Annotated in this window: 22 protein-coding genes; 10 read left to right on the forward strand and 12 right to left on the reverse strand. The window is 60.8% G+C overall.

What is annotated here, in order from left to right; all coding sequences use genetic code 11:
- From HU715_RS20295 to HU715_RS20320, 6 genes are read left to right on the forward strand one after another with little or no spacing between them, the layout of a single operon-like run.
- A complete protein-coding gene (locus tag HU715_RS20295) occupies nucleotides 1–1,452 on the forward strand; it encodes a mannose-1-phosphate guanylyltransferase/mannose-6-phosphate isomerase (RefSeq protein WP_186706485.1) in 1,452 nt (483 codons plus the stop codon).
- Nucleotides 1,443–2,240 carry an ABC transporter permease gene (locus HU715_RS20300; protein ID WP_186706484.1) on the forward strand — a complete coding sequence of 266 codons (798 nt, stop codon included), beginning with the start codon at nucleotides 1,443–1,445 and terminating at the stop codon, nucleotides 2,238–2,240. Before HU715_RS20295 ends, HU715_RS20300 begins: the two co-directional genes overlap by 10 nt.
- On the forward strand, nucleotides 2,240–3,505 hold the full coding sequence (locus tag HU715_RS20305) for an ABC transporter ATP-binding protein (protein ID WP_186706483.1): 1,266 nt from the start codon (nucleotides 2,240–2,242) through the stop codon (nucleotides 3,503–3,505). Before HU715_RS20300 ends, HU715_RS20305 begins: the two co-directional genes overlap by 1 nt.
- A complete protein-coding gene (locus HU715_RS20310) occupies nucleotides 3,502–4,872 on the forward strand; it encodes a glycosyltransferase family 4 protein (protein WP_186706482.1) in 1,371 nt (456 codons plus the stop codon). Before HU715_RS20305 ends, HU715_RS20310 begins: the two co-directional genes overlap by 4 nt.
- Nucleotides 4,863–5,993: a glycosyltransferase family 4 protein gene (locus HU715_RS20315; protein ID WP_186706481.1), complete on the forward strand. Its 1,131-nt coding sequence runs from the start codon at nucleotides 4,863–4,865 to the stop codon at nucleotides 5,991–5,993. Before HU715_RS20310 ends, HU715_RS20315 begins: the two co-directional genes overlap by 10 nt.
- The gene (locus HU715_RS20320; protein WP_186706480.1) at nucleotides 5,994–7,124 is read left to right on the forward strand and encodes a glycosyltransferase family 4 protein; all 1,131 of its coding nucleotides are present in this window, start codon (nucleotides 5,994–5,996) and stop codon (nucleotides 7,122–7,124) included.
- 151 nt (nucleotides 7,125–7,275) lie between these two features.
- Here the strand turns inward: HU715_RS20320 and HU715_RS20325 are convergent, their stop codons facing one another.
- Both HU715_RS20325 and HU715_RS20330 read right to left on the reverse strand, forming a co-directional pair.
- Nucleotides 7,276–7,902: a glutathione S-transferase family protein gene (locus HU715_RS20325; protein WP_186706479.1), complete on the reverse strand. Its 627-nt coding sequence runs from the start codon at nucleotides 7,900–7,902 to the stop codon at nucleotides 7,276–7,278.
- A gap of 125 nt (nucleotides 7,903–8,027) precedes the next feature.
- A complete protein-coding gene (locus tag HU715_RS20330) occupies nucleotides 8,028–8,930 on the reverse strand; it encodes a LysR family transcriptional regulator (RefSeq protein ID WP_186706478.1) in 903 nt (300 codons plus the stop codon).
- Between the two features lie 331 nt (nucleotides 8,931–9,261).
- On the opposite strand from HU715_RS20330, the gene HU715_RS20335 reads away from it, so the two are divergent.
- Nucleotides 9,262–11,484 (forward strand): LTA synthase family protein, encoded by a 2,223-nt coding sequence (locus tag HU715_RS20335; protein ID WP_186706477.1) that lies wholly within the window; start codon nucleotides 9,262–9,264, stop codon nucleotides 11,482–11,484.
- Nucleotides 11,485–11,537: 53 nt separating this feature from the next.
- On the opposite strand, the gene HU715_RS20340 is transcribed toward HU715_RS20335, so the two are convergent.
- Complete coding sequence (locus HU715_RS20340) at nucleotides 11,538–12,527, reverse strand: aspartate-semialdehyde dehydrogenase (protein ID WP_186706476.1); 990 nt, start codon at nucleotides 12,525–12,527, stop codon at nucleotides 11,538–11,540.
- 130 nt (nucleotides 12,528–12,657) lie between these two features.
- Between HU715_RS20340 and ftrA the strand changes: the two genes are divergently transcribed.
- Nucleotides 12,658–13,644: a transcriptional regulator FtrA gene (ftrA, locus tag HU715_RS20345; protein WP_186706475.1), complete on the forward strand. Its 987-nt coding sequence runs from the start codon at nucleotides 12,658–12,660 to the stop codon at nucleotides 13,642–13,644.
- Here ftrA and nudK read toward each other — a convergent pair.
- The 4 genes from nudK to HU715_RS20365 form a co-directional block, all read right to left on the reverse strand.
- Nucleotides 13,641–14,237 (reverse strand): GDP-mannose pyrophosphatase NudK, encoded by a 597-nt coding sequence (gene nudK, locus HU715_RS20350; protein ID WP_186706474.1) that lies wholly within the window; start codon nucleotides 14,235–14,237, stop codon nucleotides 13,641–13,643. The two genes, ftrA and nudK, sit on opposite strands and share 4 nt — an antisense overlap.
- Nucleotides 14,238–14,486: 249 nt before the next feature.
- Complete coding sequence (nadE, locus tag HU715_RS20355) at nucleotides 14,487–15,320, reverse strand: NAD(+) synthase (RefSeq protein ID WP_186706473.1); 834 nt, start codon at nucleotides 15,318–15,320, stop codon at nucleotides 14,487–14,489.
- A 1-nt stretch (nucleotide 15,321) separates the two neighbouring features.
- Nucleotides 15,322–16,551, reverse strand: a complete 1,230-nt coding sequence (gene pncB / locus HU715_RS20360) for a nicotinate phosphoribosyltransferase (RefSeq protein ID WP_186706472.1) — start codon at nucleotides 16,549–16,551, stop codon at nucleotides 15,322–15,324.
- A 9-nt stretch (nucleotides 16,552–16,560) separates the two neighbouring features.
- Nucleotides 16,561–17,208 carry a nicotinamidase gene (locus tag HU715_RS20365; protein ID WP_186706471.1) on the reverse strand — a complete coding sequence of 216 codons (648 nt, stop codon included), beginning with the start codon at nucleotides 17,206–17,208 and terminating at the stop codon, nucleotides 16,561–16,563.
- 179 nt (nucleotides 17,209–17,387) lie between these two features.
- Here HU715_RS20365 and HU715_RS20370 point away from each other — a divergent pair, with 179 nt between their 5' ends.
- Entirely contained in the window at nucleotides 17,388–17,945 is a 558-nt protein-coding gene (locus tag HU715_RS20370; RefSeq protein WP_186706470.1) for an adenylyltransferase/cytidyltransferase family protein, read from the forward strand.
- The gene (locus HU715_RS20375; RefSeq protein WP_186706469.1) at nucleotides 17,935–18,642 is read left to right on the forward strand and encodes an NUDIX hydrolase; all 708 of its coding nucleotides are present in this window, start codon (nucleotides 17,935–17,937) and stop codon (nucleotides 18,640–18,642) included. Before HU715_RS20370 ends, HU715_RS20375 begins: the two co-directional genes overlap by 11 nt.
- A gap of 273 nt (nucleotides 18,643–18,915) precedes the next feature.
- Here the strand turns inward: HU715_RS20375 and HU715_RS20380 are convergent, their stop codons facing one another.
- The 5 genes from HU715_RS20380 to HU715_RS20400 form a co-directional block, all read right to left on the reverse strand.
- Entirely contained in the window at nucleotides 18,916–20,349 is a 1,434-nt protein-coding gene (locus HU715_RS20380) for an FAD-binding oxidoreductase (protein ID WP_186706468.1), read from the reverse strand.
- 14 nt (nucleotides 20,350–20,363) lie between these two features.
- Nucleotides 20,364–21,521 (reverse strand): L-talarate/galactarate dehydratase, encoded by a 1,158-nt coding sequence (locus HU715_RS20385; RefSeq protein ID WP_186706467.1) that lies wholly within the window; start codon nucleotides 21,519–21,521, stop codon nucleotides 20,364–20,366.
- A 70-nt stretch (nucleotides 21,522–21,591) separates the two neighbouring features.
- Nucleotides 21,592–23,112 (reverse strand): tripartite tricarboxylate transporter permease, encoded by a 1,521-nt coding sequence (locus HU715_RS20390; RefSeq protein WP_046063370.1) that lies wholly within the window; start codon nucleotides 23,110–23,112, stop codon nucleotides 21,592–21,594.
- A 9-nt stretch (nucleotides 23,113–23,121) separates the two neighbouring features.
- Nucleotides 23,122–23,595: a tripartite tricarboxylate transporter TctB family protein gene (locus HU715_RS20395; RefSeq protein WP_186706466.1), complete on the reverse strand. Its 474-nt coding sequence runs from the start codon at nucleotides 23,593–23,595 to the stop codon at nucleotides 23,122–23,124.
- A 76-nt stretch (nucleotides 23,596–23,671) separates the two neighbouring features.
- Nucleotides 23,672–24,643: a tripartite tricarboxylate transporter substrate binding protein gene (locus HU715_RS20400; protein ID WP_186706465.1), complete on the reverse strand. Its 972-nt coding sequence runs from the start codon at nucleotides 24,641–24,643 to the stop codon at nucleotides 23,672–23,674.
- Nucleotides 24,644–25,009: the final 366 nt, after the last annotated feature.

A 25,009-nucleotide genomic window follows, 5' to 3' on the forward strand; every position in this document is an offset into this window, starting at 1 on the left:
ATGCTCATTCCCGTGATTCTCTCCGGCGGAGCCGGGACGAGGTTGTGGCCGGTGTCCCGCGAGGGTCATCCCAAGCCTTTCATGCGCTTGCCCGACGGCCAATCGTTGCTGGGCAAAACCTACCGGCGTGCCGCGGGGTTGTTCGATGGCCGGGGCGATATCGTCACGGTCACCAATCGCGAATACTATTTCCAGAGCCGCGATCACTATCAAAGTGCTCACCTGGAGCGTCACCGTGGTCACTTCGTCCTCGAACCCACGGGCCGCAACACCGCGCCAGCCATTGCCACGGCCACCCTCGCCATTCAGGCGTTGCATGGTGACGAGGCGATCCTGGTGGTCATGCCGGCCGATCACCTGATCCAGGACGAGGCGGCCTTCCAGGCATCGGTGGCGCATGCCGTGGAACTGGCGAAGAGCGGTCACCTGGTGACCTTCGGCGTGCTGCCCTCGGCGCCGGAAACCGGATTCGGCTATATCGAACGGGGCCAGCCGCTGGACACCAAGGGCGCGGCCAAGGTCGTTCGCTTCGTCGAAAAGCCCGACTTGCCGACCGCCACGCAGTATCTGGAAAGCGGCCGTTTCTTGTGGAACTCAGGAATGTTCTGCTTCTCGGTCAAGACCCTCTTGGCGGAGTTGCAAGCCCACGCCCCCGAGCTGCTGGAACAGGCGCGCGCCTGTGTCACGGCCAGCACGGCGGTGGAAACCTCAGGGTGCTTGCAGCAGGAGTTGTCCGCGGCGCATTTCGCCGACATGCCAGACATCTCCATCGACTATGCCCTGATGGAGCGCTCCGCCAATGTCGTGGTGATCCCGGCCACATTCGATTGGAGCGATATCGGCTCCTGGAGCGCCGTCGCCGGCCTGGTGCCCGCCGACGCGCAGAACAACCGCGCCACCGGCGAGGCCCTGTTCATCGACAGCCAGCACAACTTCGTCCAGAGCGAAGGCCGTCTGGTGGCGGCCCTGGGCGTGGAAAACCTGATCATCATCGACACCGCCGACGCCGTGCTGGTGGCCCATGCCGACCGCGCCCAGGATGTGCGCCGCGTCGCCCGGCAACTCAAGGACAAGGCGCACGAAGCCTATCGCCTGCATCGCACGGTCAGCCGCCCATGGGGCAGTTATACCGTGCTCGAAGAAGGGCCACGCTTCAAGATCAAGCGCATCGTGGTCAAGCCTGGCGCGTCGCTGTCGCTGCAAATGCACCACCATCGCAACGAACACTGGGTGGTGGTCGAAGGCATGGCCAAGGTCACCAACAATGGCTCGGGTTCGCACTTGGTCGCCAAGAATGAATCGACCTTCATCCCGGCCGGACACAAGCATCGCCTGGAGAATCCCGGCGTGATCGATCTGGTGATCATCGAAGTGCAAAGTGGCGAATATCTGGGGGAAGACGACATCGTTCGCTTCGAAGACCACTACGGCAGGGTCGACGCATGTTGCTGAGCTTGCCCCACTCCCTGTGGAATTACCGCGGCTTCGTCCTGGGCAGCGTCAAGCGCGAGTTCCAGGCGCGGTATCGCAACTCGTTGTTCGGCGCGTTGTGGACGGTGCTCAACCCGTTGTCGATGATCCTCGTCTACACGGTGATTTTTTCCCACATCATGCGTGCCCGCCTGCCCGGGGTCGAAGATGGCATGGCCTATAGCGTCTACCTCTGCGCCGGGCTGCTGACCTGGGGCTTGTTCGCGGAAATCACCACCCGCAGCCAGGGCATGTTCCTGGAAAACGCCAACCTGCTGAAAAAGATCAGCTTCCCGCGGATCTGCCTGCCGGTGATCGTGCTGTTCAACGCCGGGATCAACTTCGCGATCATCCTTGGGCTGTTTCTCGGTTTCCTGTTGATCACCGGACGCTGGCCAGGCATGACCTTGCTGGCCCTGGTGCCGCTGCTGGCCCTGCAAGTGATGTTCGCCGCCGGGCTGGGCATGCTGCTGGGGATCCTCAATGTGTTTTTCCGCGATGTCGGGCAGCTGTTCGGCATTTGCCTGCAATTCTGGTTCTGGCTCACGCCGATCGTCTACCCGATGACGATCCTGCCGCCGTCGATCCAGCAACTGCTCGCTTTCAACCCCATGACCGCCCTGATGCAGAGCTACCAGAACCTGTTCCTCTATAACCAGTGGCCGGCCTGGAGTTCGCTGGTGCCGTTGCTGGTGCTCGCCCTGCTGTTGTGCGCCCTGGGCTTGCGCATGTTTCGCCGGCGCGGCGGTGAAATGGTGGATGAACTCTGATGGGACATTTGCGTGTCACCGGCCTGGGCAAGGCCTACAAGCAGTATCCGAACCGCTGGAGCCGGCTGTTGGAGTGGTTGATTCCCTTTTCCCGCCAGCGTCACCACCTGCACTGGATCCTCCAGGGCGTGGATTTCGAGATACAGCCCGGGGAAGCCGTTGGCATCGTCGGGGTCAACGGCGCCGGCAAAAGTACGTTGCTCAAGATGATCACCGGCACCACCCAACCCACCTGCGGCCACATCCAGCTACAAGGCCGCGTTGCCGCGTTGCTGGAACTGGGCATGGGCTTTCATCCGGACTTCACCGGTCGCCAGAACGCGTTCATGGCCGGTCAGTTGCTGGGCATGCAGGTGGAGGAAATCGAAGCCCTGATGCCCGAGATCGAGGGCTTCGCCGAAATCGGCGAGGCCATCGACCAACCGGTACGCACCTATTCCAGCGGCATGCAGATGCGCTTGGCGTTCAGTGTCGCCACCGCCCGGCGCCCGGACATCCTGATCGTCGACGAAGCGCTGTCGGTGGGCGATGCCTACTTCCAGCACAAGAGCTTCGAGCGCATCCGCAGCTTCCGCAAGGCCGGCACCACGCTGCTGATCGTGTCCCATGATCGCTCGGCGATCCAGTCGATCTGCGACACCGCCATCCTGCTCGAACACGGGCGCATGGCCATGCGCGGCAAGCCGGAAGAGGTGATGGATTACTACAACGCGATGCTGGCCCAGCGCGAAGGCCAAGTGGTCCGCCAGGAAATGCTCGCCAACGGTCAGGTGCGGACCATTTCCGGCACCGGCGAGGCCGGCATCGTCGATGTGCAGTTGCTCAACAGCCAGGGGCAGTCGGTGGAAGTGGCCGAGATCGGCCAGCCGATGGTGCTTCAAGTGCGGGTTGAGATCCGCCAGGACATCGAGCGGCTGGTGCTGGGCTTTCTGATCAAGGACCGCCTGGGCCAGCCCATGTACGGCATCAACACCCATCGCCAGGACAAGGCCGTGACCGACCTCAAGGCCGGCGAACAGATCACCTTCCGTTTCAGTTTCGACATGCGCCTGGGCAAGGGCAATTACTCCGTCGCGCTCAGCCTGTCGCGGCTGGACTCGCACCTGGACCGTAATTTCGAATGGCGCGACTACGGATTGGTGTTCCACGTGATCAATAATCGCCAGGAGGATTTCGTCGGCTGTTCCTGGCTCCAGGCCCGGACCAGTATCCAGCGTTCGAGCCAGACGGCCGTCGAGGCGGTGCCGCAAAAGGAGTTGCCATGAGCCGTCTGTTGGTGGATTGCACCTACGTATACGACCACCCGAATGACAACTCCGGCATCCAGCGAGTAGTGCGCAACGTCATTCGCGAACTGCCGGCCAGGGACCAAGAACGCGAATGCATTCCCGTGGTGATGCTGCAGGGCAAGCTGTACGAAGTGAAAAGCCTGGCCCCCCTGCCATCGAATGGGCTGGATCTGGCTGACCTGCGGGCACGGTTGGTGCAGTTCGCCAACCTGTTCTGGCTCCGGCAGCGGACCCTCGAACGGTGGCGCCCCTTCAACCAGTCGATCTGGGCTCGCCGCTTCTTGTACATTGCCTGCCGGCTGTTCGCCCTGGCATGCCTCAACCTCCCCATTCGAATCCTTGATCGCCTACTAAGACGCGAACCGCCCCCCTCACGCAGCGTACCGCTGAAGCATCGGGCCGGTGATCAACTGGTGTTGCTGGATTCTTCCTGGCACTCGGGCTTTTTCCCCCTGGCCGAACAGCTCAAGCGTGATGGCGTCGGGATCATCTCGGTGATCTATGACCTGATTCCCCTGACCCATCCGCAATTCTGCGATGCCGGACTGGTCAAGGTGTTCAACCATTGGTTCGACTGGATCGCTCGCACCGCCGACGGCTACATCGCCATTTCCACCACCATCCGCGACCAGCTTCGCCAGGAATTGGTCCGGCGCATTGGCGAGCAAGAGGTGCGCAAGCGCTGGTTCGACTATTTCCACCTGGGCAGCGAACTGGACCTGGTTGACGCCACCCAACCCGTCGACCCGCACTTGCTGCGACTGTTCGAACAACCCGAACCGGTATTCCTGATGGTCAGCACCATCGAGCCGCGCAAGAACCACGCTTACCTGCTCGATGCCTTCGAACGGGCCTGGGCCGCCGGTTCACAAGCGCGGCTCTGCATCGTCGGCAAGATCGGCTGGAAATGCGAAGCCCTGATCGAGCGCATTCAACGCCATCCGCAGCTCGACAGCCGCCTGTTCATGTTCAACAACCTGGCGGACCAAAGCCTGGAACACGCCTACCGACACGCCACGGCGCTGGTGTTCCCGTCCTATGTGGAGGGCTTCGGCCTGCCGTTGGTAGAAGCCATGCAACGCGGCTTGCCGGCGATGGGCAGCGACATTGAAGTGTTTCGGGAAATCGGCGGAGAGTTCATGGCCTATTTCGATCTCGACGATCCCCAAAGCCTGGCGAACCTGGTCATCGACATGGAGCGCACCGGGGTATTCCCGGCCAAGCGCAACCTGGATCAATGGCAATGGCTGAGCTGGCGCCAGGCCAGTGCGCAATTGGTGGAGCGAATCGAGGGCCACATTATTGGTGCAGCGATCGTCGACAGGGAAACAACATGCGGATAGCCCTCAACGCACGCATTCTCCAGGCGCCCCGCACCGGCATCGGCCACTACGTAGCGGAACTGACGACTGCGTTGGCGCGGGAGCCGGACGTACAGTTGTCGTTGTTCCACGGTTGGGGCTGGAGCCCGCAGTTGCCACCAACAGCCAAGCCAGGCTATTCCAAGCTGAGCCCGTTGCTGCGACGGGTTCCGGGCGCCTACCAAGCGCGGCGCTGGCTGGAGCAGAAACGCTTCGATCAAGGCCGTTCAAAGGCTATCGACCTGTATCACGAACCCAGCCTGTGGCCGTTGGCTTTCGAAGGACCGACGGTGATCACTCTCCATGACCTCACGCACCTGCGCTACCCCGAGACGCAGCCACCGGCACGCCTGAAGGAAATCGAGCGACGGCTCAGCCGCGCGGTAGAACAGGCGCAGCTGATTCTGACCGATTCGCAGTTCATCGCCGATGAAGCCCAACAGTATTTCGGCCTTCCCGCCGAGCGCCTGCGGGTCGCGCCGCTTGGGGTGGCGACACGTTTCCACCCGCGCGAACCGGAAGTGATCGACAGCGTGCTCAAGGCTCATGGGCTGGAGCACGGCCGATATTTTCTCTGTGTCGGCACCCTGGAGCCACGCAAGAACTTGTCATTGGCCTTGCGCGCCCATGCCGGGCTTCCTGAGTCCATACGTCAGGCTTTTCCTTTGTTCATTGTAGGAATGAGCGGATGGCAACAGGCACAGCTCAATGATGAGTTGAAACGCGCCCTGGCTGATGGTCATGTCTGTCTGGCGGGTTACCTGCCTGACGAACAGGTCGCCCAGTTGTTGGCGGGGGCACGGGCATTGGTTTTCCCGTCGTTCTATGAAGGTTTTGGCCTGCCGGTGCTCGAAGCCATGGCTAGCGGCACGCCAGTGATGACCACCCGCTGCTCGGCGATGCCGGAAGTGGCCGGGGCGGCTGGCATTTATTGCGAGCCCGACGATCCACAAGGCATGCGCGACGCCATGCAGCGGTTGATTGAGGATCGCCCGCACTGGCAGGCGTGTCGGGAAGCAGGCTTACAACAGGCTGCGCTGTTTTCCTGGGAGCGCTGTGCAAAGGTCACTGCCCACGCGTATCGCCAGGTCTTGGGAGGTTGAATGCGAGTCCTGCACTTTTACAAAAGTTATTTGACTGACTCCATGGGCGGTATCGCACAGGTCATTTTCCAGCTGTGCGACAGCAGTGACCAACTGGGTATCGATAACACCGTGCTCACGTTGAGCGAACATCCCGCACCGGGTCCGATCCAGCTTCGACAGCATGTCGTCCATCAAGCCCGAATGGACTTCCAACTGGCGTCCACGGGTTTCTCCTACAGCGTTTTCAAGAAATTCCGTGAGCTGGCCGCCGAAGCGGACATCATTAATTTCCACTTTCCTTGGCCATTCATGGACCTGGTGCACTTTTGCAGTGCCGTGAAAAAACCCTACGTCGTAACCTACCATTCGGACATCGTTCGCCAGCGGCAACTGCTCAAGCTTTATCGGCCGCTGATGAAACGTTTCCTGGACGGCGCCGATCGCATCGTCGCGGCCTCGCCTAACTATGTGCATACCAGCGATGTGCTCAAGGAATACAGCGCCAAGACCCGGATCATCACCTACGGCCTGAACAAGACGAGTTATCCACAGCCTGATGCCGAGCGCATGGCGGGATGGAAGGCCAGACTGGGTGAGCGGTTCTTTTTGTTCGTGGGGGTGATGCGTTATTACAAAGGCCTGCACATTCTGCTCGACGCCCTCAAAGGCGTGGATTACCCCGTGGTCATCGTGGGTGCCGGGCCTCTGGAAAAACAACTGCATGCCCAAGCCGCGGCACTGGGCTTGCGCAACTTGCATTTCCTCGGCCGCCTCGGGGACGAAGACAAGGTTGCATTGCTGGAACTGAGTTATGCCATCGTATTCCCTTCGCATTTGCGCTCTGAAGCCTTTGGCATTTCACTGCTTGAAGGCGCGATGTTCGGCAAGCCGATGATCTGCAGCGAAATCGGCACCGGCACCAGCTACATCAACATCCACGACGAAACCGGCCTGGTAGTGCCACCAAGCAACCCAGAGGCCTTCCGCGAGGCGATGCGTACCCTGTGGGAAAACCCGGCACAGGCCCAGATAATGGGTGCCAGGGCCGAAGCTCGTTACCGCCAATTGTTCACGTCCGAAGAGATGGGCCGCAAGTGGGTGCAGTTGTATGAGGAATTGCTGGAGGAAAAGGCGCTTTCCTACGCATGAATCGCTGCGGTGAGGGGCCTATCTATCCTGTGGGAGCATAGCTTGCTCGCGAAACAGGCACCTGGATCTCTAAAAGACCGCAGTGCTCCCATCGCGGGCAAGCCTTGCTCCCACAGGGCAGAGATAAATCTTCTCGTCACCAGGTTCCGTTTCAGGCGTGCTTTTGCAACCCGACAACCGTACGCGGCATGCCCACGAACCCGGGCAAGGCTTCGATCCGCCCCAGCCAGGCCCGCACATTGGCGTAGCCCTCCAACGACACATTGCCTTCCGGTGCGTGGGCGATGTAACTGTAGCCGGCGATGTCCGCGACGGTCGCCGCGTCACCCGCCAGGAAAGCACGGGCGCTCAATTCTTGATCAATGACGTTCAACACAGTGTGGGATCGGGCAATCACGTCCTCAGCGTTGTAGGCCGCGCCAAACACTGTGATCAGCCGCGCCGAGGCCGGCCCCGCATGGATCGGCCCGGCCGCCGCCGACAACCAGCGCTGCACCCGGGCGGCACCGACTGGATCGGTGGGCAGCCAGCGGCCCTTGCCATATTTTTGCGCCAGGTACACGAGGATCGCGTTGGAGTCCGCCAGCACCACACCGTTATCATCGATGACCGGTACTTGGCCAAACGCATTGAGCGCAAGGAAATCCGCCTGTTTGTGCGCGCCCTTGGCCAAGTCGACAAAGATCTCCTCGACCGGCAGTTCGAGTAACGACAGCATCAGTTGAACGCGATGGGAATGGCCGGAAAGCGGGAAGTGATAGTGCTTGATCGGGTTCATGGTCGACTCCGCTGGAAGTGACGCCATCAGCACAACGGCGTCGATGGGGTCATCTTCCGCCCAAGGCAAAAACAAGAGAATCACCTGCAGATGCAATCCATTGTTTCAGCCAGAGAAACAATGCTTCAGCCGCTCAAGGCTGGATGTTCGCGCAATGCACTGACAACAAAATCGACAAAACTGCGGACCCGCGCCGGCGCATTGCGCCCGCCTTGGTACACCACATGGATCGGCAGCGGCGGCAATTCGAAATCGGCCAGGACGATTTCCAGCTCACCGGCGGCCACGTTGTCCGCCACCTGATAAGACAGGATTCGCGTCATCCCCAGTCCCTGACAAGCGGCGGTAATCGCCGCCTGGTTGGCCGTCACTACCAACCGCGGCACGGGCCGGACGGCCAACGGTTGGCCTGAATCGATGAAGGTCCAGCTTTTGACCTGGCCAATGGCCGATGACGCCACCACGGGCATTCGCTCCAGGTCATCCGGATGCCGGGGCCGCCCGTGGCGCGCGAAGAAATCCGGGGAGCCGCACACCACCCGCCGCACTTCACCGACCCGCACGGCGTGCAGGTTGCTGTCCGGCAGCTCGCCAATGCGCAGGGCAACGTCGATGCCCTCCTCTACCAGACTGACCGTGCGGTCCAACAACAAGGCGTTGATGCTGACCTCAGGGAATCGGTGCAGGTAATCCACTAGCAGCGGCGTGACGAACAATTGCCCAAACAGTACCGGCGCGGTAATCGTCAACTGCCCGCGGGGCTGGACGTGACTGCCAGCCGCCGAATCCTCGGCTTCCTGCAAATCGTTCAGGATCCGCCGACAGTCCTCGAGAAAGCGCTGGCCGGCTTCGCTCAGGTACACGTTGCGAGTGGTACGGACCAGCAGTGGCGTGCCGATGCGTTGCTCCAACGCTGCCACCGCCCGCGTGACGCTGGCCGCCGACAGGCCCAGGCGCCGCGCCGCCGACGAAAACCCCGACGCCTGGGCCACGGCGAGGAAAACCTGCATTTCCTGGAACCTGTCCATCCATCCCCCCGATGAGAAATCCTGATACAAGTTTTCTGCACGCCTCAAAGCAGCGCGACACGGCCATTGTAGGGGCCTGTGCCAGTGAACCACAGCGTAGCGCAGCCGAACACCGGGCCATTGGCCCGGCCAGGGGCGACAGCCCTTGCTACCATCCCTCTTCATGACAGTTTCATGACCGACGGAAGCCCCCTGTGGGAGCGAGCCTGCTCGCGATGGCGGTGTGTCAGTCACTATGAACTCAGCTGATCCGGCGCTATCGCGAGCAGGCTCGCTCCCACAGGGGCAGTGTCCGTCCAGTAGAATGACTTCAACCGAAAGGCCTGCTTTTGTGAACGTTCTTTATCGCGCTTCAACCCATCCCCGCGCCTCGCTCATCGCCCTGATTGGCTGCGTATTGATGGTCCCCATGGGCCTGCGTCTCGCCCTGGGTTGGTCCGACCCGCTGGGTTATCTCTCGGACCTGGGTATCGGCGGGTTGTTGATCGTGCTGCTCCATCGCCGTCCCGGGTGGCTGGCATTCCCGGTATTACTGGCCTGGAGCGCATTGACCCTGGCCAGCATCGAGCTGGTCAGCGCGGTCGGGCGGATGCCCGGTCCTTCGGATATTCATTACCTGACCGACCCGCAGTTCGTTGAAAACTCTACCAGCGGCGGCTTCGCCCATCCGTGGCTGGCCGCGATCCAGTTGGCAGCCCTGGCGTTGTGGCTGGTGAGCCAATGGACCCGCCGCCCCCACCAGGCGCCACGCTTGCCGCGCCGCGCCTGGGCGGTGCCGGTGTTGCTCCTGCTGAGCCACGGCGCACTGCAAGCCTGGCGTCCCAGTGAGGCGGACCAATGGAATGTGTTCAACCTGCCCCACCAACTCGTCACGGCGGGGATCGCCGCCGGGCAGGACCAAGCCCGGCAATGGCTCGATGGCGACACCGTTGACCCAATCCCGCCCATGGAAGGGCTGACCCGCCTGGACCTCGATGGCCGCAAATTGCTGGCCGAACCGGGGCGTGCGCGCAACGTGCTGGTTATCGCCCTGGAAGGCATTCCCGGCGCCTATGTGGGTGCCAATCGCCAGGCCTTGAGAAGCAGCTACCAGGAAAACCTGATGCCACACCTCAGCGCCTGGGCCGAGCGCGGCATGAACACCCCCGATTACGTCCTGCACAGCCACCAGACCATTCGTGGCTTGTACGCGATGCTGTGTGGCGATTACGACAAGCTCGACGACGGCACGCCCAAAGGCGTCGAAATGCTCAACCAGACCCAGCGCAACCAAGCCTGCCTGCCGGCCCAGTTGCGCCAGAACGGCTTTTCCACGCATTTCCTCCAGGGCGCGGGCCTGCGCTTCATGGCCAAGGACCGGATCATGCCGCACATCGGCTTCGACACGACCCTGGGCATGGAGTGGTTCACGCGCCCCGCCTATCTGGAATTTCCTTGGGGCAAGGACGACAAGACGTTCTTCGAAGGCGCGCTGGACTACGTCGGGCAACTGCAACAAGCGAACAAGCCCTGGATGCTGACTCTGCTGACCGTGGGCACGCACCAGCCCTACTCCGCGCCAGACGACTACCTGCAACGCTACGACACGGCCAAGCAGGCGGCGGTGGGTTACCTGGACGACGCACTGGCGAACTTCCTGGCGGGCCTGGAACGCCAGGGCATCCTGGACAACACCCTGGTGGTCATCACCTCGGACGAATCCCATGGCATCGACGATGTGCGGCTGGCCTCGTCCTGGGGGTTCAACCTGACGCTGGCGCCGGAACCCTTGCCCCGGATCAAGTCAGGCACCTACGGGCATGTGGACCTGACCGCCTCGATCCTCGATTACTTCGGCTTTGCGGTGCCCAAATCGTTGTCCGGCCGCTCGATGTTCAGGGACTACCCGACGGGTCGGGAAATCATGTCGTTCACCAACGGCAAGCTGCGCTACCACGATGGCAAGGGCACGTTTACCGAATGCGATTTCCTCCAGCATTGCCGTGACTACACTAGCGAAGGCTTCATCGCCGACCGCGTCATCTATGGCGGGCAATACAGCGGCCAGCGTGCCCGATTGATCAGCGCCCGGGCCACCGCCCTGGACCAGACACTGTTGCGCACGCCCTTGAACCAGCATTATCAGTTCGGCAGCACGGACAAAATCCCGTTGCCGGCCCAGGTCACCAACGACTGGACCGACAACCTGATCGGTGCCCAATACCTGGAAATGCCCAAGGGCTCGCAGACCCGCGTCAGCCTGACCATCCGAGCCGTGGAAGCTGACCATGCCGCCTACATTTCCCTCAAGGCCAAGGAGTTCGAACAGCATGTGCCGATGGACCTGCCGACCGAGGTGGCGGTGACACCCGACCAACCACTGGTGATGAACATCAGTTTCGACAACCCACAACAGCGCAAGGCGTTTTCCTTCCATCTGCTCGGTCATGGGGTCGGCGCCATCGAGATCAGCGACTTCAGCGTCGTGACCGAGCTGCCGGATCAGGCAAGCCAGACGGACCAGCCGCAATACCTGGACGATATGCAGGAAGACAGCGAGGCCCAATCCAGCTGAACAAAAAACGCGCAGCCATGGCTGCGCGTTTCAATGTTCGGGGTTGGACTTGATCAATGTTTGATCAATTGCATGATTTCAAATGCATTCAATGCCGCCCCGCGCAGCAGTTGGTCGCCGCTGATGAACACGTCCAACCCGTACTCGCCGTAGATCAGGTTGTAGCGAATCCGTCCGACTTCCACCGCGTGTTTGTAGGTCGAGGTCATGGGCATCGGATAAGCGCCGTATTCCGGCTCATCCACCACTTCAACCCCTGGCGCGTTGCGTAACAGCTCGCGCACCTGCGCCAGCGACTGGATGGGGGTGTTGAAGCGCAGGCTGAGACTTTCGGCATGGGAACGCAAGGTCGGCACCCGGACCGCGGTGGTGCTGATCGCCAATGCCGGTTCATCGAGCACCTTGCGCAACTCCCAGACCACTTTCATTTCTTCACGGGTGTAACCGTTGGCTTCGAACGAGTCGACCTGGGGAATCACGTTGAAGGCCAGGTTATGGGCGAAGTGCTCGCTGTCATCGCGGTCGCCATAGTCGCTGAAGGACTTGGCCTTCTCCCGCAGTTCCAGCATCGCCGGCTGTCCCGCCCCACTGGCCGCCTGGTACGTAGAGATGATCACGCTCTGCAGCCCGAACGCGTCATGCAGCGGACCCAGCACCATCAGTGCGATGGCTGATGAGCAATTGGGATTGGCGACCAATTTCTCGCCCCTGTAGCGCTGCCCATTAATGGGCGGTACGAGCAAAGGGATATCGTTGTGATAACGGAACGCCGATGAGTTATCGATGACGTAGGAATTTTCCGCCAAGCGCTCACCGTATTCCAAGGCAAAGGCCCCGGAAACACACAGAAAAACGATATCGCACGCGGCGCAACCTTCAAGGGAAAAAGGCTCGATCAGATGTCGCGCCCGCCCCACCGCCAAGCGCTTGCCGGCCGAACGCCCCGAGGCCATGCAGACCACTTCATAGTCGGTATCTTCAAGCAATTGCAGCATGGTCATGCCCACTGCACCGGTGCAGCCCACCACGGCGATTTTCTTCATTTTCCGTCCCTTATCCACCTTTGCAAGGCTCAACCGTCTTGGTGTCCCTGATTGCCTGCGATCGATTGTAGGGAGACGGGCCAGTCCGCTACAGTGCGGCGCAAGACAATAAACGGTGGAATCACGCCAAATGCACGCTCACCCCGGAACCGTGGCGATCCTGGTTTATGAAGGCTTGTGTGTATTCGAATTTGGCATCGCCCTGGAGATTTTCGGCCTGCCGCGCCCGGAACTGGATGTAGCGTGGTATGACCACCAAATCGTCGCCGTCGATCCAGGACCGATGCATGCGCTGGGCGGCCTTCGGATAGCCGTCGACGCGGGGCTCGAAGCCCTGGACAGCGCGCGAACCGTCATCATCCCCGGCTGGCGCAGCCACCACGAACCGCCTCCCGAGGCGTTGCTGCAAGCACTGCGCCGCGCCCACGCCCGCGGCGCACGCCTGTTGTCGATCTGCTCGGGGGTGTTTGCCCTGGCCGCCACCGGGCTGCTCGACGGCAAGACCGCGACCACCCATTGGCAATTCTGCACGGAACTGGCCGAGCGGTTCCCGCTGATCAAGGTTGATCCAAACGTGCTGTACGTCGATTCCGGACCGTTGATCACCTCAGCCGGCAGCGCGGCGGGCATTGACGCCTGCCTGCACCTGATCGCCCGGGATTTCGGCACGCATGTCGCCAACTCCGTGGCCCGTCGCCTGGTCATGGCGCCGCAACGGACCGGCGGCCAGGCGCAATTCATCGTCGCCCCCGTAAGCAAGTCGCCACGCAACGAACTGAGCCGCGTCCTGCAGTGGCTTCGCGAGCATCTGGATCAACCCTTGAGCGTCTGCGACATGGCGGCCCGCGTCGCCATGAGCGAGCGCACCTTCCTGCGGCGCTTCGTCGAGACCACCGGCCTGCCGCCCAAGACCTGGCTGCAACAGGAACGCTTGAACCGGGCCCGGGAGCTGCTGGAAAGCACCGACCAGAGCACGGCCGGCATCGCCCAGGCTTGCGGCTATCGGTCGGTGGAAAGTTTCCGCGCCGCGTTCCGCAACGCTGTCGGTTTGCCGCCCACCGCCTATCGCGAACGATTCGGCAGCGGCGCGCCCCGCCCACAGCAGGCCCGGGGCTAATCCAGCAACCGGTGCAGCTTGGCGTACTGCAACAGCATGATGGTCTTGCCGTCGCAAATTTCCCCGGTCTCGATCATGCCCAAAGCCTGGTCGAGGGACAGCTCCAACACTTCGATCTCCTCGCCTTCGGCTTCCAGGCCACCGCCTTCGTGCTGCTTGTCTTCGTCAAAATATTCGCCGACGAAAAAATGCACCCGCTCAGTCACCGAGCCCGGGCTCATGAAGGCGTCGAACACCTTGCGCACGTCCTGGATGATATAGCCGGTTTCCTCCTGGGTTTCCTTGCGGATGCAGGTGTGGGGATCGTCGTTGTCCAACAGGCCGGCGCAGGTTTCTATCAGCAGGTCATCGTGCCCGTTGACGAAGGCCGGGAAACGGAATTGCCGGGTCAACACGACCGTTTGCTTGGCCTTGCTGTAGAGCAGGATGGTGGCGCCGTTGCCGCGGTCATAGGTTTCGCGCGTCAGTTCGCGCCATTGGCCGTTGCGGCCGAGGTAGTCATAGGTGGTCTTGCGCAGCACATACCAGTCGTCCGAGAGGACTTCGACGTGCTTGATGCGTACACGGTCCTTGATGCCGATTGCCTGTGTCATTTACCCACTCCGTTCAAGGTCAAAAGTCTCCTTTGGAACCCAATGCTGTTCACTTGAGAGAAATGATGGACCTATGGCCAGAGATTGCTCCCGCTCGGCTGCGAAGCAGTCGTAAACCGGCGTGGGCGGTATGCCTGATGCTCCGCATTAGGCAGGTTTTGGGGCCGCTTCGCGGCCCAGCGGGAGCAAGCTCCCTCGCCACGGGTTTGTCGATTGCCTTAAGTGAACAGCATTGCATTTAGAACCCTATTACAACGATGCAGGGACGCGTGGCAATGCTCGTTTGTGGGCTGTCTTGAGGTAGGCGCCTTCAATGATCTGTCGCGCCTGCGGCGACACCTCTTCACCCATCAGGTACGCATCGATTTCCTCATAGCTACAGCCATACGCCACTTCATCCAACTTACCGGGCGCCAGGTCTTCCAAATCCGCGGTCGGCGCCTTGCGCACCAGGTACGCGGGGGCACCCATCGCGTCGGCCAATAATCTCACCTGGGTTTTCGTCAGCCCGGACAGCGGTGCCAGGTCGCAAGCGCCGTCGCCGAACTTGGTGAAGAACCCCATCACCGCCTCCGCCCCATGATCGGTTCCCACCACCAATCCGTTGCTCAAGTTGGCAATGGCGTATTGCGCCAGCATCCGTGCCCGGGCCTTGGCGTTGCCTTTGGTAAAGTCGATGAGTTCGGCCGAAGATTGCAAGCCGTCGATGGCGATACTGCCCATCAGCCCGTCGACACACGCGGCGATGTTGCTGGTGGTGATCGCGTCCGGTCGGATGAAGTCAAGGGACGCCTTGGCGTCCTGCTCATCGGCCTGGGCCTTGTACGGCAGTCGGACGGCGATAAACCGCGCCGCGTAGTCTTCCCCCCGCAGTTGCTCCACCGCCAACTGGCACAGGCGGCCGGCGGTGAGCGAGTCGACGCCGCCGCTGATCCCCAGCACCAGGGACTGGCAGCCCGACTCGCGCAGGATCTGCTTGATGAACTCGACCCGGCGAGCAATCTCAGTGGCTTCGCCACCCCGAGTAAGTTGGCGGTCGATGCCCAGCTCCCGGGCAATGCGTTCTTGCGCGAGCGTAGTCATATCAGGCTCCCATTTGTGGATTGATCAGGGCGACGTTGAACACTTGGGCGGCGTAGCGCAGGAACGAGGCATCCTCGCAGACGTTCTTGATCGGATCGTCGGAGAACTTCACCACCGGCTCGCCGTGGACCCGCACCAGTTTCATGACAATGCTCAGCGGTTCGACACCGTCGACATCACAGGCCAGGCTGGTGCCCATGCCAAAACCGAATTTGGCCTTGCCGCGAACATGACGCAGGATCGGCAGGCACTTCTCGAAATTGAGGCCATCGGAGAACATCAGGTCCTTGGTGCGCGCGTCGATGCCCAGCGCCTGGTAACGCCCCAGCACCTTGTCCGCCCAGACGATCGGGTCACCGGAATCCTGGCGCAGGCCGTCATAGAGCTTGGCAAAGTACAGGTCGAAATCCTTGAGAAAAAAATCGGTGCTGATGCAGTCCGTCAAGGCGATACCGAGGCGGCCGCGATACTCGCGCACCCAATTTTCCAACGCCGCGTTCTGGCTCTCGCGCAAACGCCCGAGTTGCTGGTGCACCATCAGCCATTGGTGGGCCATGGTGCCGATCAGGGGGAGATCGAACTCGTAAGCTAGGTGCGCGTTACTGGTGCCGACAAAGACGCCAGGAAAATCGCTGCGCATGACGTTCACCACTTCACGCTGGGCCCAGAACGACAGCCGCCGCCGGGTGGAGAAGTCTGAAACGCGAAACTCGGCGAGCTCTTCACGGCTGGCATTTTTCTCCAGCCATTCGAACTTCTGGTACAGCTTGCGAGTGACGTCGGCCAACTCGACTTCGGGGTACTTCTCGCGGTTGCGCAGTTCGCTGACCATCGCCAATACCGGTTGCTCGAACATGATGCAGTGCAGCATCGGCCCGCGGACGCGGATGTGCAGTTGGCCGTCGACTTCCGAAACGTGGATGTAGCGCAAATTGAAGCGAAACAGGCCGAGAAACTGTTCGAAGTCCGGTGTCAGGTACTCACGGAAACGCTTGTTGAACAAAAACCGCTGCTCTCCCTCGCGCAGTTGCAACCCGGCGAGTTTTTCCAGTTCGACACGAATGTCCGGGATCAGGTGACCGAGCCGCTCCTTGGAACGCACGATGAACTGGTATTCCACCTCGACATTCGGGTGCTGGTGCAAGACCGCCTGCATCATGGTGAAGGTGTAGTAGTCGGTATCCAGAAGACTCTGGATGGTGCCGCTGTTTGTGTCGAATGCACTGTCCATGTCTGTTCCTTATGCGTTTGCCAAGCGGAGGATGTCTTCGCGCGTCGCGGCGACCGAGATGCCCGCTTGCTGCATGTCGGCAATGGCTTGAACGGCCCCCTGCTCACTGATGGCCCGGCAGGCCGGAAGGTGAACGATCACCTTGAAGCCAGCGGCGGCCAGTTGCAGCGCGGTGGTCTTGACGCAGAAGTCCAGCGCCAGCCCACCAACGATGACCTGCTCCACAGCCTGGCCTTTGAGGTACTCGATCACCCCGGTGGACAGCTTGCCGTGCAGGTCGTGGTAGCAGGCGCCGTACGGGTGCAAATCCGGCTCGACGCCCTTCCAGACGAAATAGTCGTAGTCGTAGGGGGTCGGCAGTTGGTCCAGCAAGGCGAAACCTTCGGTGCCGGGAACGCAGTGGCTGACCCAAGTGATGTCGGCGTGCTCCAGCCCGGTCGGCACGAACATCTGTGCGTGATCGGCGACCACCCAAGGGGCCTTGGGCGAATGGGCGTCCTTGCTGCCGATGCGGAGGCTGGCCAGGGACGCGATGAAATTCAGCTCACCGGCAATCTGGTCACCGCCCGGCACCGGGAGCTCATCGGGGCATAGCGGCGTGAAGCTCTTTTGCGCATCGACATCGAAAGAAGCGGTTTTCCGGGTCAGGCTGTTCATGCTGGGTTTCTCCTCTTCATGGCCACGAGAGTACATAAGGTGTACTTTCATAACAAGCTATTCGGAGAAATATTTTTGATGATTCATTCTTATCCAATGAAGTCGCACCAAAAAAGCAGGTTTCCGTCAAAAAGATTTTTCTGCTAGAGTACATGTCGTGTACCAAAAGAGGATAAGCCATGTTCGAAATTGCCCTGTATGGCGGCGCCTTCAATCCCCCTCACGCCGGCCACGCCCAAGTGATGATCGAGGCCTCACGCCAGGCCAGGCGCGTGCTGGTGGTCCCCAGCTTCCGGCATCCTTATGGCAAGCAAATGGTCGACTATGAGGTGCGCCTGAACTGGCTGGAATCGATCGTCGAGAACGTCCAGCCGCTGTGTTGCGCCGAAGTGCGTGCAAGTCGGGTGGAGCAAGTCGTGGCCCGTGGCGTCGAAGGCGCCATCTACAGCTACACCCTGCTTGCCCACCTCGCCGACAGCCTGGCCCTGAACGGCAAGCGGATCGCGTTGGTGGTGGGCCAGGATGTCGCGGATTCGCTGCCGACCTTCTATCGCGGCCAGGAATTGCTGGAGCGGTTTTCTGTCCTTTGCGTGGAGGAAAAGATCCACGTGCGCAGCACCGGGGTTCGCGAACGCCTGGCCTTGGGCAAGCCGCTTCCCACCGACTGGATGGCACCCGGCATGAACCCGTTAAACTATGACCTATACGCTACCCACGGAAATCGACATGCCCACTAGCACAGCCCCTGCGCGCGGTTATCTGCACACTATCGACCTCTGTGTGCTGCGCTTTTGCCGGGAGACCCAGGCGCTGGAAATCCTCCTGAACCGACGGGAAGCCGAGCCGTTCGCCGGCCATTGGGCGCTGCCCGGGATCGTGGTCAATGGTGACGTCGAAGACCTCACGCTGAACGACGCCGTGGAGCGCCTGCGCAATTCAAGCAAGGTCGGCATGCCGCTGGCCTGGATCGAACAGGTCGGCACCGTCGGCGACGCGTTCCGCGATCCGCGCTGCTGGTCGTCCTCGACGTTCTACCTGGCGATTGTCAGCGAAGCGGTCCAGCTCGCCGAACACCAGGGGTTTTTCCCATTCAAGGACGTCGCGAACGCCTCGATCAAACTCCCTTTTGATCACAACAGCCTGGTGGCGACGGTCCAGGAGCGGTTGCTGTCCAAAGCCCTCTACAGCAGCCTGCCGCTGATGTTCCTGGGCCCGGAATTCAGCGCGCCGGAAGCGGTGAACATCTTCTCCGTAGTACTCGACCGCCCGGTGCTCAAGACCAGCATGCGCCAGCGTTTGCTGAAGATGACCGAGGCGGGCTATTTGCAGGAAACCGGCCGTAAAAAAGCCGGCGACGGCGGACGCCCGCAACGCACGGTGGAAAATCTCAAACCGGCTAGCGTTTATCTGTTTGATCGGTGTTTTCTGGAGTGACTTTTGCGTATGGCCAGCACACCTTCCTGGCCCGATATCAGAGGCCATGGAGTCTCTGCTAGATCAGAAAACAGCTTAGGAGAGGCCTTCGAGCAATCCGGCCTCGCCCAATAAGTCCATGATGCCTCGAGAGACGCATAGTGATCGCCTTTGGCACTCATGACGCGGACAACGGCGAACGCCGCGTTCTCATTTATAGACAATTATAGAGCGACTATAGACCGATCAGCCTGAGCGCTTCCCAGCGCTAGTTTTTCTGATCCCGAAAGCTGTTCACTCCAGCCCGGCAGTAAAGACCTTGCCAGGGTTCATCAGCCCCGCCGGGTCTAGCGTGCGTTTGATGGCACGCATCAGCTCGATCTCCAGGGGATCCTTGAACTGGGCTGCGGCATGAGGCTTGGCTTGTCCCAGCCCATGTTCAGCACTGATGCTGCCATTGAACGCACTGGTCATCCGGTAGATGACTTGCATGATCGCGTGTTCGCGGGCCTTGAACGAGGCGTCGTCATCGCCGACCGGCTTGCTGATGTTGTAGTGCAGGTTGCCGTCGCCCATGTGGCCATAGGAAACGATGCGCACGCCGGGAAAGTCCTGTTGCAGGGCTTTGTCGGTGCGTTCAATGAATTCCGGTATCCGGCTCACGGGTACGCTGATGTCGTGCTTGAGGCTGGGGCCTTCATGGTTCTGCGCCTCGGAAATACCTTCGCGCAGCGCCCACAACGCCGCGGCCTGCGCCTGGCTGCTGGCCAATACCGCGTCGATGACCCAACCGCATTCGAAGGCATGGGCCAGGCCGTTTTCCAGCAACAGGGCCAAGGGCGCGTCGGGCACGGTGTCGCGCAGTTCAATCAAGGCGTACCAAGGGTGCTTCGCTTCCAAGGGATCCGTACAACCCGCCACATGGTCCAGGACAAACTCCAGGCTCTGGCGCGACATCATCTCGAAGCCGGTCAGGCGGTCGGCGCACAGGCTGCGCACATGGCCGATCAAGTCCACCGCCGCTTGCGGCGAAGGCAGCGCCACCCAGGCTGTCGCGGTGCTGTGGGTCGCCGGAAACAGCTTCAGCACCGCTGCCGTGATGATGCCCAGCGAGCCCTCCGAGCCGATGAACAAATGCTTGAGATCGTAACCGGTGTTGTCCTTGCGCAAGCCTCGCAAGCCATTCCAGACACGACCGTCAGGCAGCACCACTTCCAGCCCGAGGGTCAGCTCACGCATGTTGCCGTAGCGCAGTACCGCCGTGCCGCCGGCATTGGTCGCCAGATTACCGCCCACCGTGCAACTGCCCTCCGCTCCCAACGACAGCGGGAACAGGCGACCGGCCTGGCTGGCGGCGTCCTGTAGCTGCTGCAGGATCACCCCGGCCTCGACCGTGATGGTTTCATTGGCCAGGTCGATTTCACGGATGCGCCGCATACGGGTCAAGGACAACACCACTTGGTTGCCGGAGGCATCAGGGATCGAGCCGCCACATAACCCGGTGTTGCCGCCCTGCGGCACCAAGGCAACCTGGGCGTCATGGCAGATGCGTACAACCTCGGCGACTTCTTCGGTCGTTGCCGGGCGCACCACCAACGCAGCCCGGCCTTGATAGGCGTTACGCCAGTCCGTCAGATAGCGGTGCACCAGTTCAGGGTCGCGCACCAACCCTGCCTGCCCGACCACTTGCTCGATCCGCTGGAGCACTTCATCGCTCAACGATGACATTCCTTCCCTCCCGGTTACGGACGCTGCCCGAACTCTGCCTGACCGGCCGTCCAGCCCGCCACGCGCTCGCTCAGGGACAGCCCAAGGCCAGGCCGGGTGGGCACCAGCATGCGCCCATCGCGGGTTTGCATGCGTTCGTTGAACAACGGCTCCAGCCATTCGAAATGTTCCACCCAAGGCTCGCGGCTGTAAGTTGCGGCCAAATGGATGTGCAATTCCATGGCAAAGTGCGGCGCGATCATCAGCCCCGCTTGCTCGGCCAATGCCTGGACCTTGAGATAGGGGGTGATGCCACCGACACGAGGCGCGTCGGGCATCAGATAATCCGCCGCACGCAGCTTGATGAATTCCCAATGCTCGGCAACGCTGGTGAGCATTTCACCGGTCGCGATCGGCGTATCGAATTGCTCGGCCAGCGCGGCATGACCTTCGGCGTCGTAGCAATCCAGCGGTTCCTCGATCCAGACCAGGTTAAGCGGCTCAAGACGGCGGCACATGCGCTGCGCAGTGGGCCGGTCCCATTGCTGGTTGGCGTCGACCATCAAAGGGAAGTCATCCCCCAGGTGTTTGCGGATGGTGCTGACCCGGTGCAGATCCAGCGCCTGGTCAGGCTGGCCGACCTTGAGCTTGATCCCGCCGATACCCTTCTCCCGAGAGAGGTCAGTATTGATCATTAATTGATCAAGCGGTGTATGCAGGAATCCACCCGATGTGTTGTAGCACTGGACAGAATCGCGATGGGCACCCAGCAAGCGAGCCAGGGAAAGATTGGCCCGCTTGGCTTTCAAATCCCACAGGGCGACATCAAATGCGCCGATCGCCTGGGTTGCCAGGCCGCTGCGCCCCACCGAGGCACCTGCCCAGCAGAGCTTGTCCCACAGTTTGGAAATGTCGCTGGGGTTTTCGCCAAGCAGGCTGGGGGCGACTTCCTGGGCATGGGCAAATTGCCCGGGGCCACCGGCTCGCTTGGAATAGCTGAACCCCAGGCCACGGTGGCCGTCCCTGGTTTCGATCTCCACGAACAGAATGGCGATTTCGGTCATTGGCTTTTGCCGACCGGTCAACACCTTGGCGTCGCTGATGGGGTTGGCCAACGGCAGGAAAACCGAGGCCACGCGCACCCAGGCAATGCGGTCGTCGTCGGCCGAAGGCGTTTGAGGCGTGTCTTGCATGACTGTGCTCCGAACGGTTGGGTTCGGCTGCTGCAACACGGCGTCGTGTTACAGCAGCGAATGCAATGGGCTAGCTGCGCATCAATTCAATCGCCGCACTTTTGCGGTTGCGAATGACCGTCACCAGGTGCCAGGAGATGGACGCGGCGGCCAGGATGAGGAAGCCCGCCGAGATGGGATTGGTCAGGAAGCCGCCGAAATTGCCATCGGACAGCATCAAGCCGCGACGCAAGTTGGTTTCAGCCATCGGACCGAGGATGAAACCGATGATGAACGGTGCAATCGGCAAACCGGCCTTGACGAACCCATACCCCAGCAAGCCAAACAGCAGCACCGCCCAGACGTCGAAGATCCGGCTGTTCAGGCCAAAGGCACCGACCACACAAAGCACCAGGATGATCGGCAACAGAATGTGCTTGGGCACCGCCAGCAACTTGATGAACATGCGCAGGCCGTAGAACTCCAGCACCAGCATGAGCACGGAAGCGAGGATCAGCGCGGCGAAGATCGTGTAGACCAACGGTGCCTGGCTGATGAACAGCAGAGGCCCGGGCTGGATGCCGTGGATCATGAAACCACCGAGCATCACCGCTGTGGTGGTGTCGCCGGGAATGCCGAGCGTCAGCAGGGGAATCATCGCGCCGCCAATACCGGCATTGTTCGCCGTCTCGCTGGCGACCACGCCGTCGATCTTGCCTTTGCCGAACTCCTCCGGGGTCTTGGAACGTTTCTTCGCCACGATGTAGGAGACGATATTCGACGTACCGGCACCGATGCCGGGCAAGATGCCGATGCCCAGGCCGATCAGGGATGAACGGGTAGCATTGGGCAGTTGGCCGACGAACTCCTTCATCGAAAAACCAAACCCTTTCACGCCTTTCATGCTGACGTGCTGGGGTTTGGCCCGGTGGCTCAGGCGCGCGCTTTCCGCGAACTTCAGCACTTCGGCGACCGCGAACATACCGATCATCACCGTGAGCATGGCGAAGCCGCCGTTGAGGCTCGGCAGGTCAAAGGTAAAACGACGGATGGCCTCGACCGGGGCAATCCCCACGGTGGAGAAAGCAAAGCCCAAGGCACCGGCAAACAAACCTTTGACCAGCGAGCCGGTGGACAGCGTGGCAATCAGCGTCAGCGAAAAGATCGCGATGGAAAAGTATTCGTGCGGGCCAAAGCTCAGGGCCAGTTCCGCCAGGATCGGGGCGATGAACATCAGCGCGGCGATACTGAAAATCGTGCCGAGGAACGAGAACACCACGCCAATGCCAAGGGCCTTGACGCCATGACCTTGTTTCATCAGCGGCCAACCATCGAACGTCGTCGCGATGGAGGCCGGCGTTCCCGGTATGTTGAGCAATATCGCCGATATCAGCCCTCCCGAGGTGGCGCCAACGAACAGCGCAACCAACAGCGCCAGGCCAGTACCAGGCCCCATCGAGTAAGTCAGCGGCAGAAATAGAGCGATCGCCATCGTGGCCGAAAGTCCAGGAATCGCACCAAAGATAATTCCTACTACCACGCCGAGGGTGATTATCAGGAAAGCGTAGGGTGTCAGTACGGCTGCGAAGCCTGTTTGCATGAGTTCAATCATGGCCGTCCCCTAGAAATCCAATAGGCCGACCGGCAGAAGCAAGTCGAAGCCATGGCGAAAGATGTAAAAGATCAGAACAGCCGAAACGACCGCGATCAGTGCGTATCGCAGGTGCTTGACCTTTTCGTCCGCCGGGGTCAATACGATGAACTGGGCATAGAGATAAAGCACAGTGGTGATCACGAAACCCAGCGGTTCCATCAGCGCCGTGTAAAGCAGCACCAATGCCATGGATTTGATGACGGTTGGGTAATCGATCGCCTCGGGCTTTTCCACGGGCTCGGCACTTTTATCCGGCAGCTTGCGCCACACCCACAATTGCAACGCCCCCAACAGGCACAACGCGACGGCGAGTACCCAAGGGACAAACGCGGCATCGATCGTCCCGCGACGCGGCAGGTTCATGGTCAATACCAGGTAAGCGATGCCGGCGCCGAGCATGGCCAGGCCGGCGATCAACTCGTTTCTTTTATAGGAATCCATACAGGCTCCTCTTGCTGGGAAGGACGGGGAGTCGGGTGCTGGCCAGCGCGGCGCGCACCCGAACCGTTACGCAAAATTATTTGGCTTTACGCATCTCGTCCTTGAACTGCATGAAGCTGTCGCGGGTTTTATTCAACGTGGCGACGGCTTCTTCGGAGCCCTGGAAGCTGACCGGCTGCTTGAAGGACTTCTTCAGTTCTTCGGCATATTCCGGCTCTTCGGTGATTTTCTTCATGGTGTCGGCCATTTTCTTGACGATGGCCGGGTCGGTGCCTTTCGGGAAAGCAACGACGTAAGGCTTGTCCAGGACCAGGTCCACGCCTTGCTCCTTGAAAGTCTTGACGTCGCCCAGCAGCGCGTTGCGCTCGGCGTTAGGCTGGCCCAGGGCGGTCATCTTGCCGCTGGAAATGTAATCCTGGACCGAGCCATAGCTGATCGCACCGAGGTCGATGCGCTTGCCCAGCAAGGCAACGATTTTTTCCGAGACGGTGCCGCTGTCGACCATTTTCAGTTTCACGCCGGCGAGCTTCTCGAACATCAAGCCTTGCAGATGAGAGAAGTTACCCATCTCGGTGCCGTAGGTGATGGTGCCGGGCTTGGCCTTGGCCTTCTCGATCAGCTGGTCGAGGCTGTCGATGCCCGAGCTTTTCGCCGAGACGAACACAGCGCCCTTGTCGACGCCAGCGATACAGGAAATATCGAACGCATCAAAACGGTCTTCGGACAGCCCCGCGACCTCGTTGACGATCAACTGGCCGGTGTGAGTAAACAGGATGGTATTGCCATCCGGCGCTGCGCTCTTGACCGCATCGGCGGCGATGGTGCCGCCCCCACCGGCCATGTTGGTGACCACCATGGTCTTGCCAGTGACCTTGGTGAAGTACTTGGCCATCATCCGTGCGTTGAAATCAGTGTCACCGCCGGCGTTGGCGATCACTACGACCTGTACCGGACGGCTTGGCCAATCGCTTGCGTCGGCGGCCATTGCCGTGCCGGCGGTCAGGCTCAGGAACGAGGCGATCAAAGAGGCGCAGAGTGTTTTCTTCATTATTGTTCTCCGGGTACGGCCATTCATTGTGGGTTTGAAGTTGAGCAGGAAACGAACAGGCCCAGCACTAACGCCAGGCGAGACTGATCGAGCGTTGAGATCGCGGAATTCGACTGCACTGGAGGGCAGGGTTTTTCGGAAGGTAAAAAAGAAGATAGCGGGCGCACGGCGATAACGCGTGGGGCCGATGGACTGCAAATTCGCTGGGCGGCAAATGTAGAAAACATGACTGCGCCTTTCGTTTTTATTATTTTTGATGTCATACGTTGTCGTATGACTCGATATCATCACCTATGCCTCACGTTGTCAACGCAGTTGTTCAGCGGCTCGCATGAATACGACGAACAGGACGGGTGAACCAGGCGT

Origin of the sequence: Pseudomonas zanjanensis (assembly GCF_014268745.2) — a bacterium.
In the GTDB taxonomy this organism is placed as follows: domain Bacteria; phylum Pseudomonadota; class Gammaproteobacteria; order Pseudomonadales; family Pseudomonadaceae; genus Aquipseudomonas; species Aquipseudomonas zanjanensis.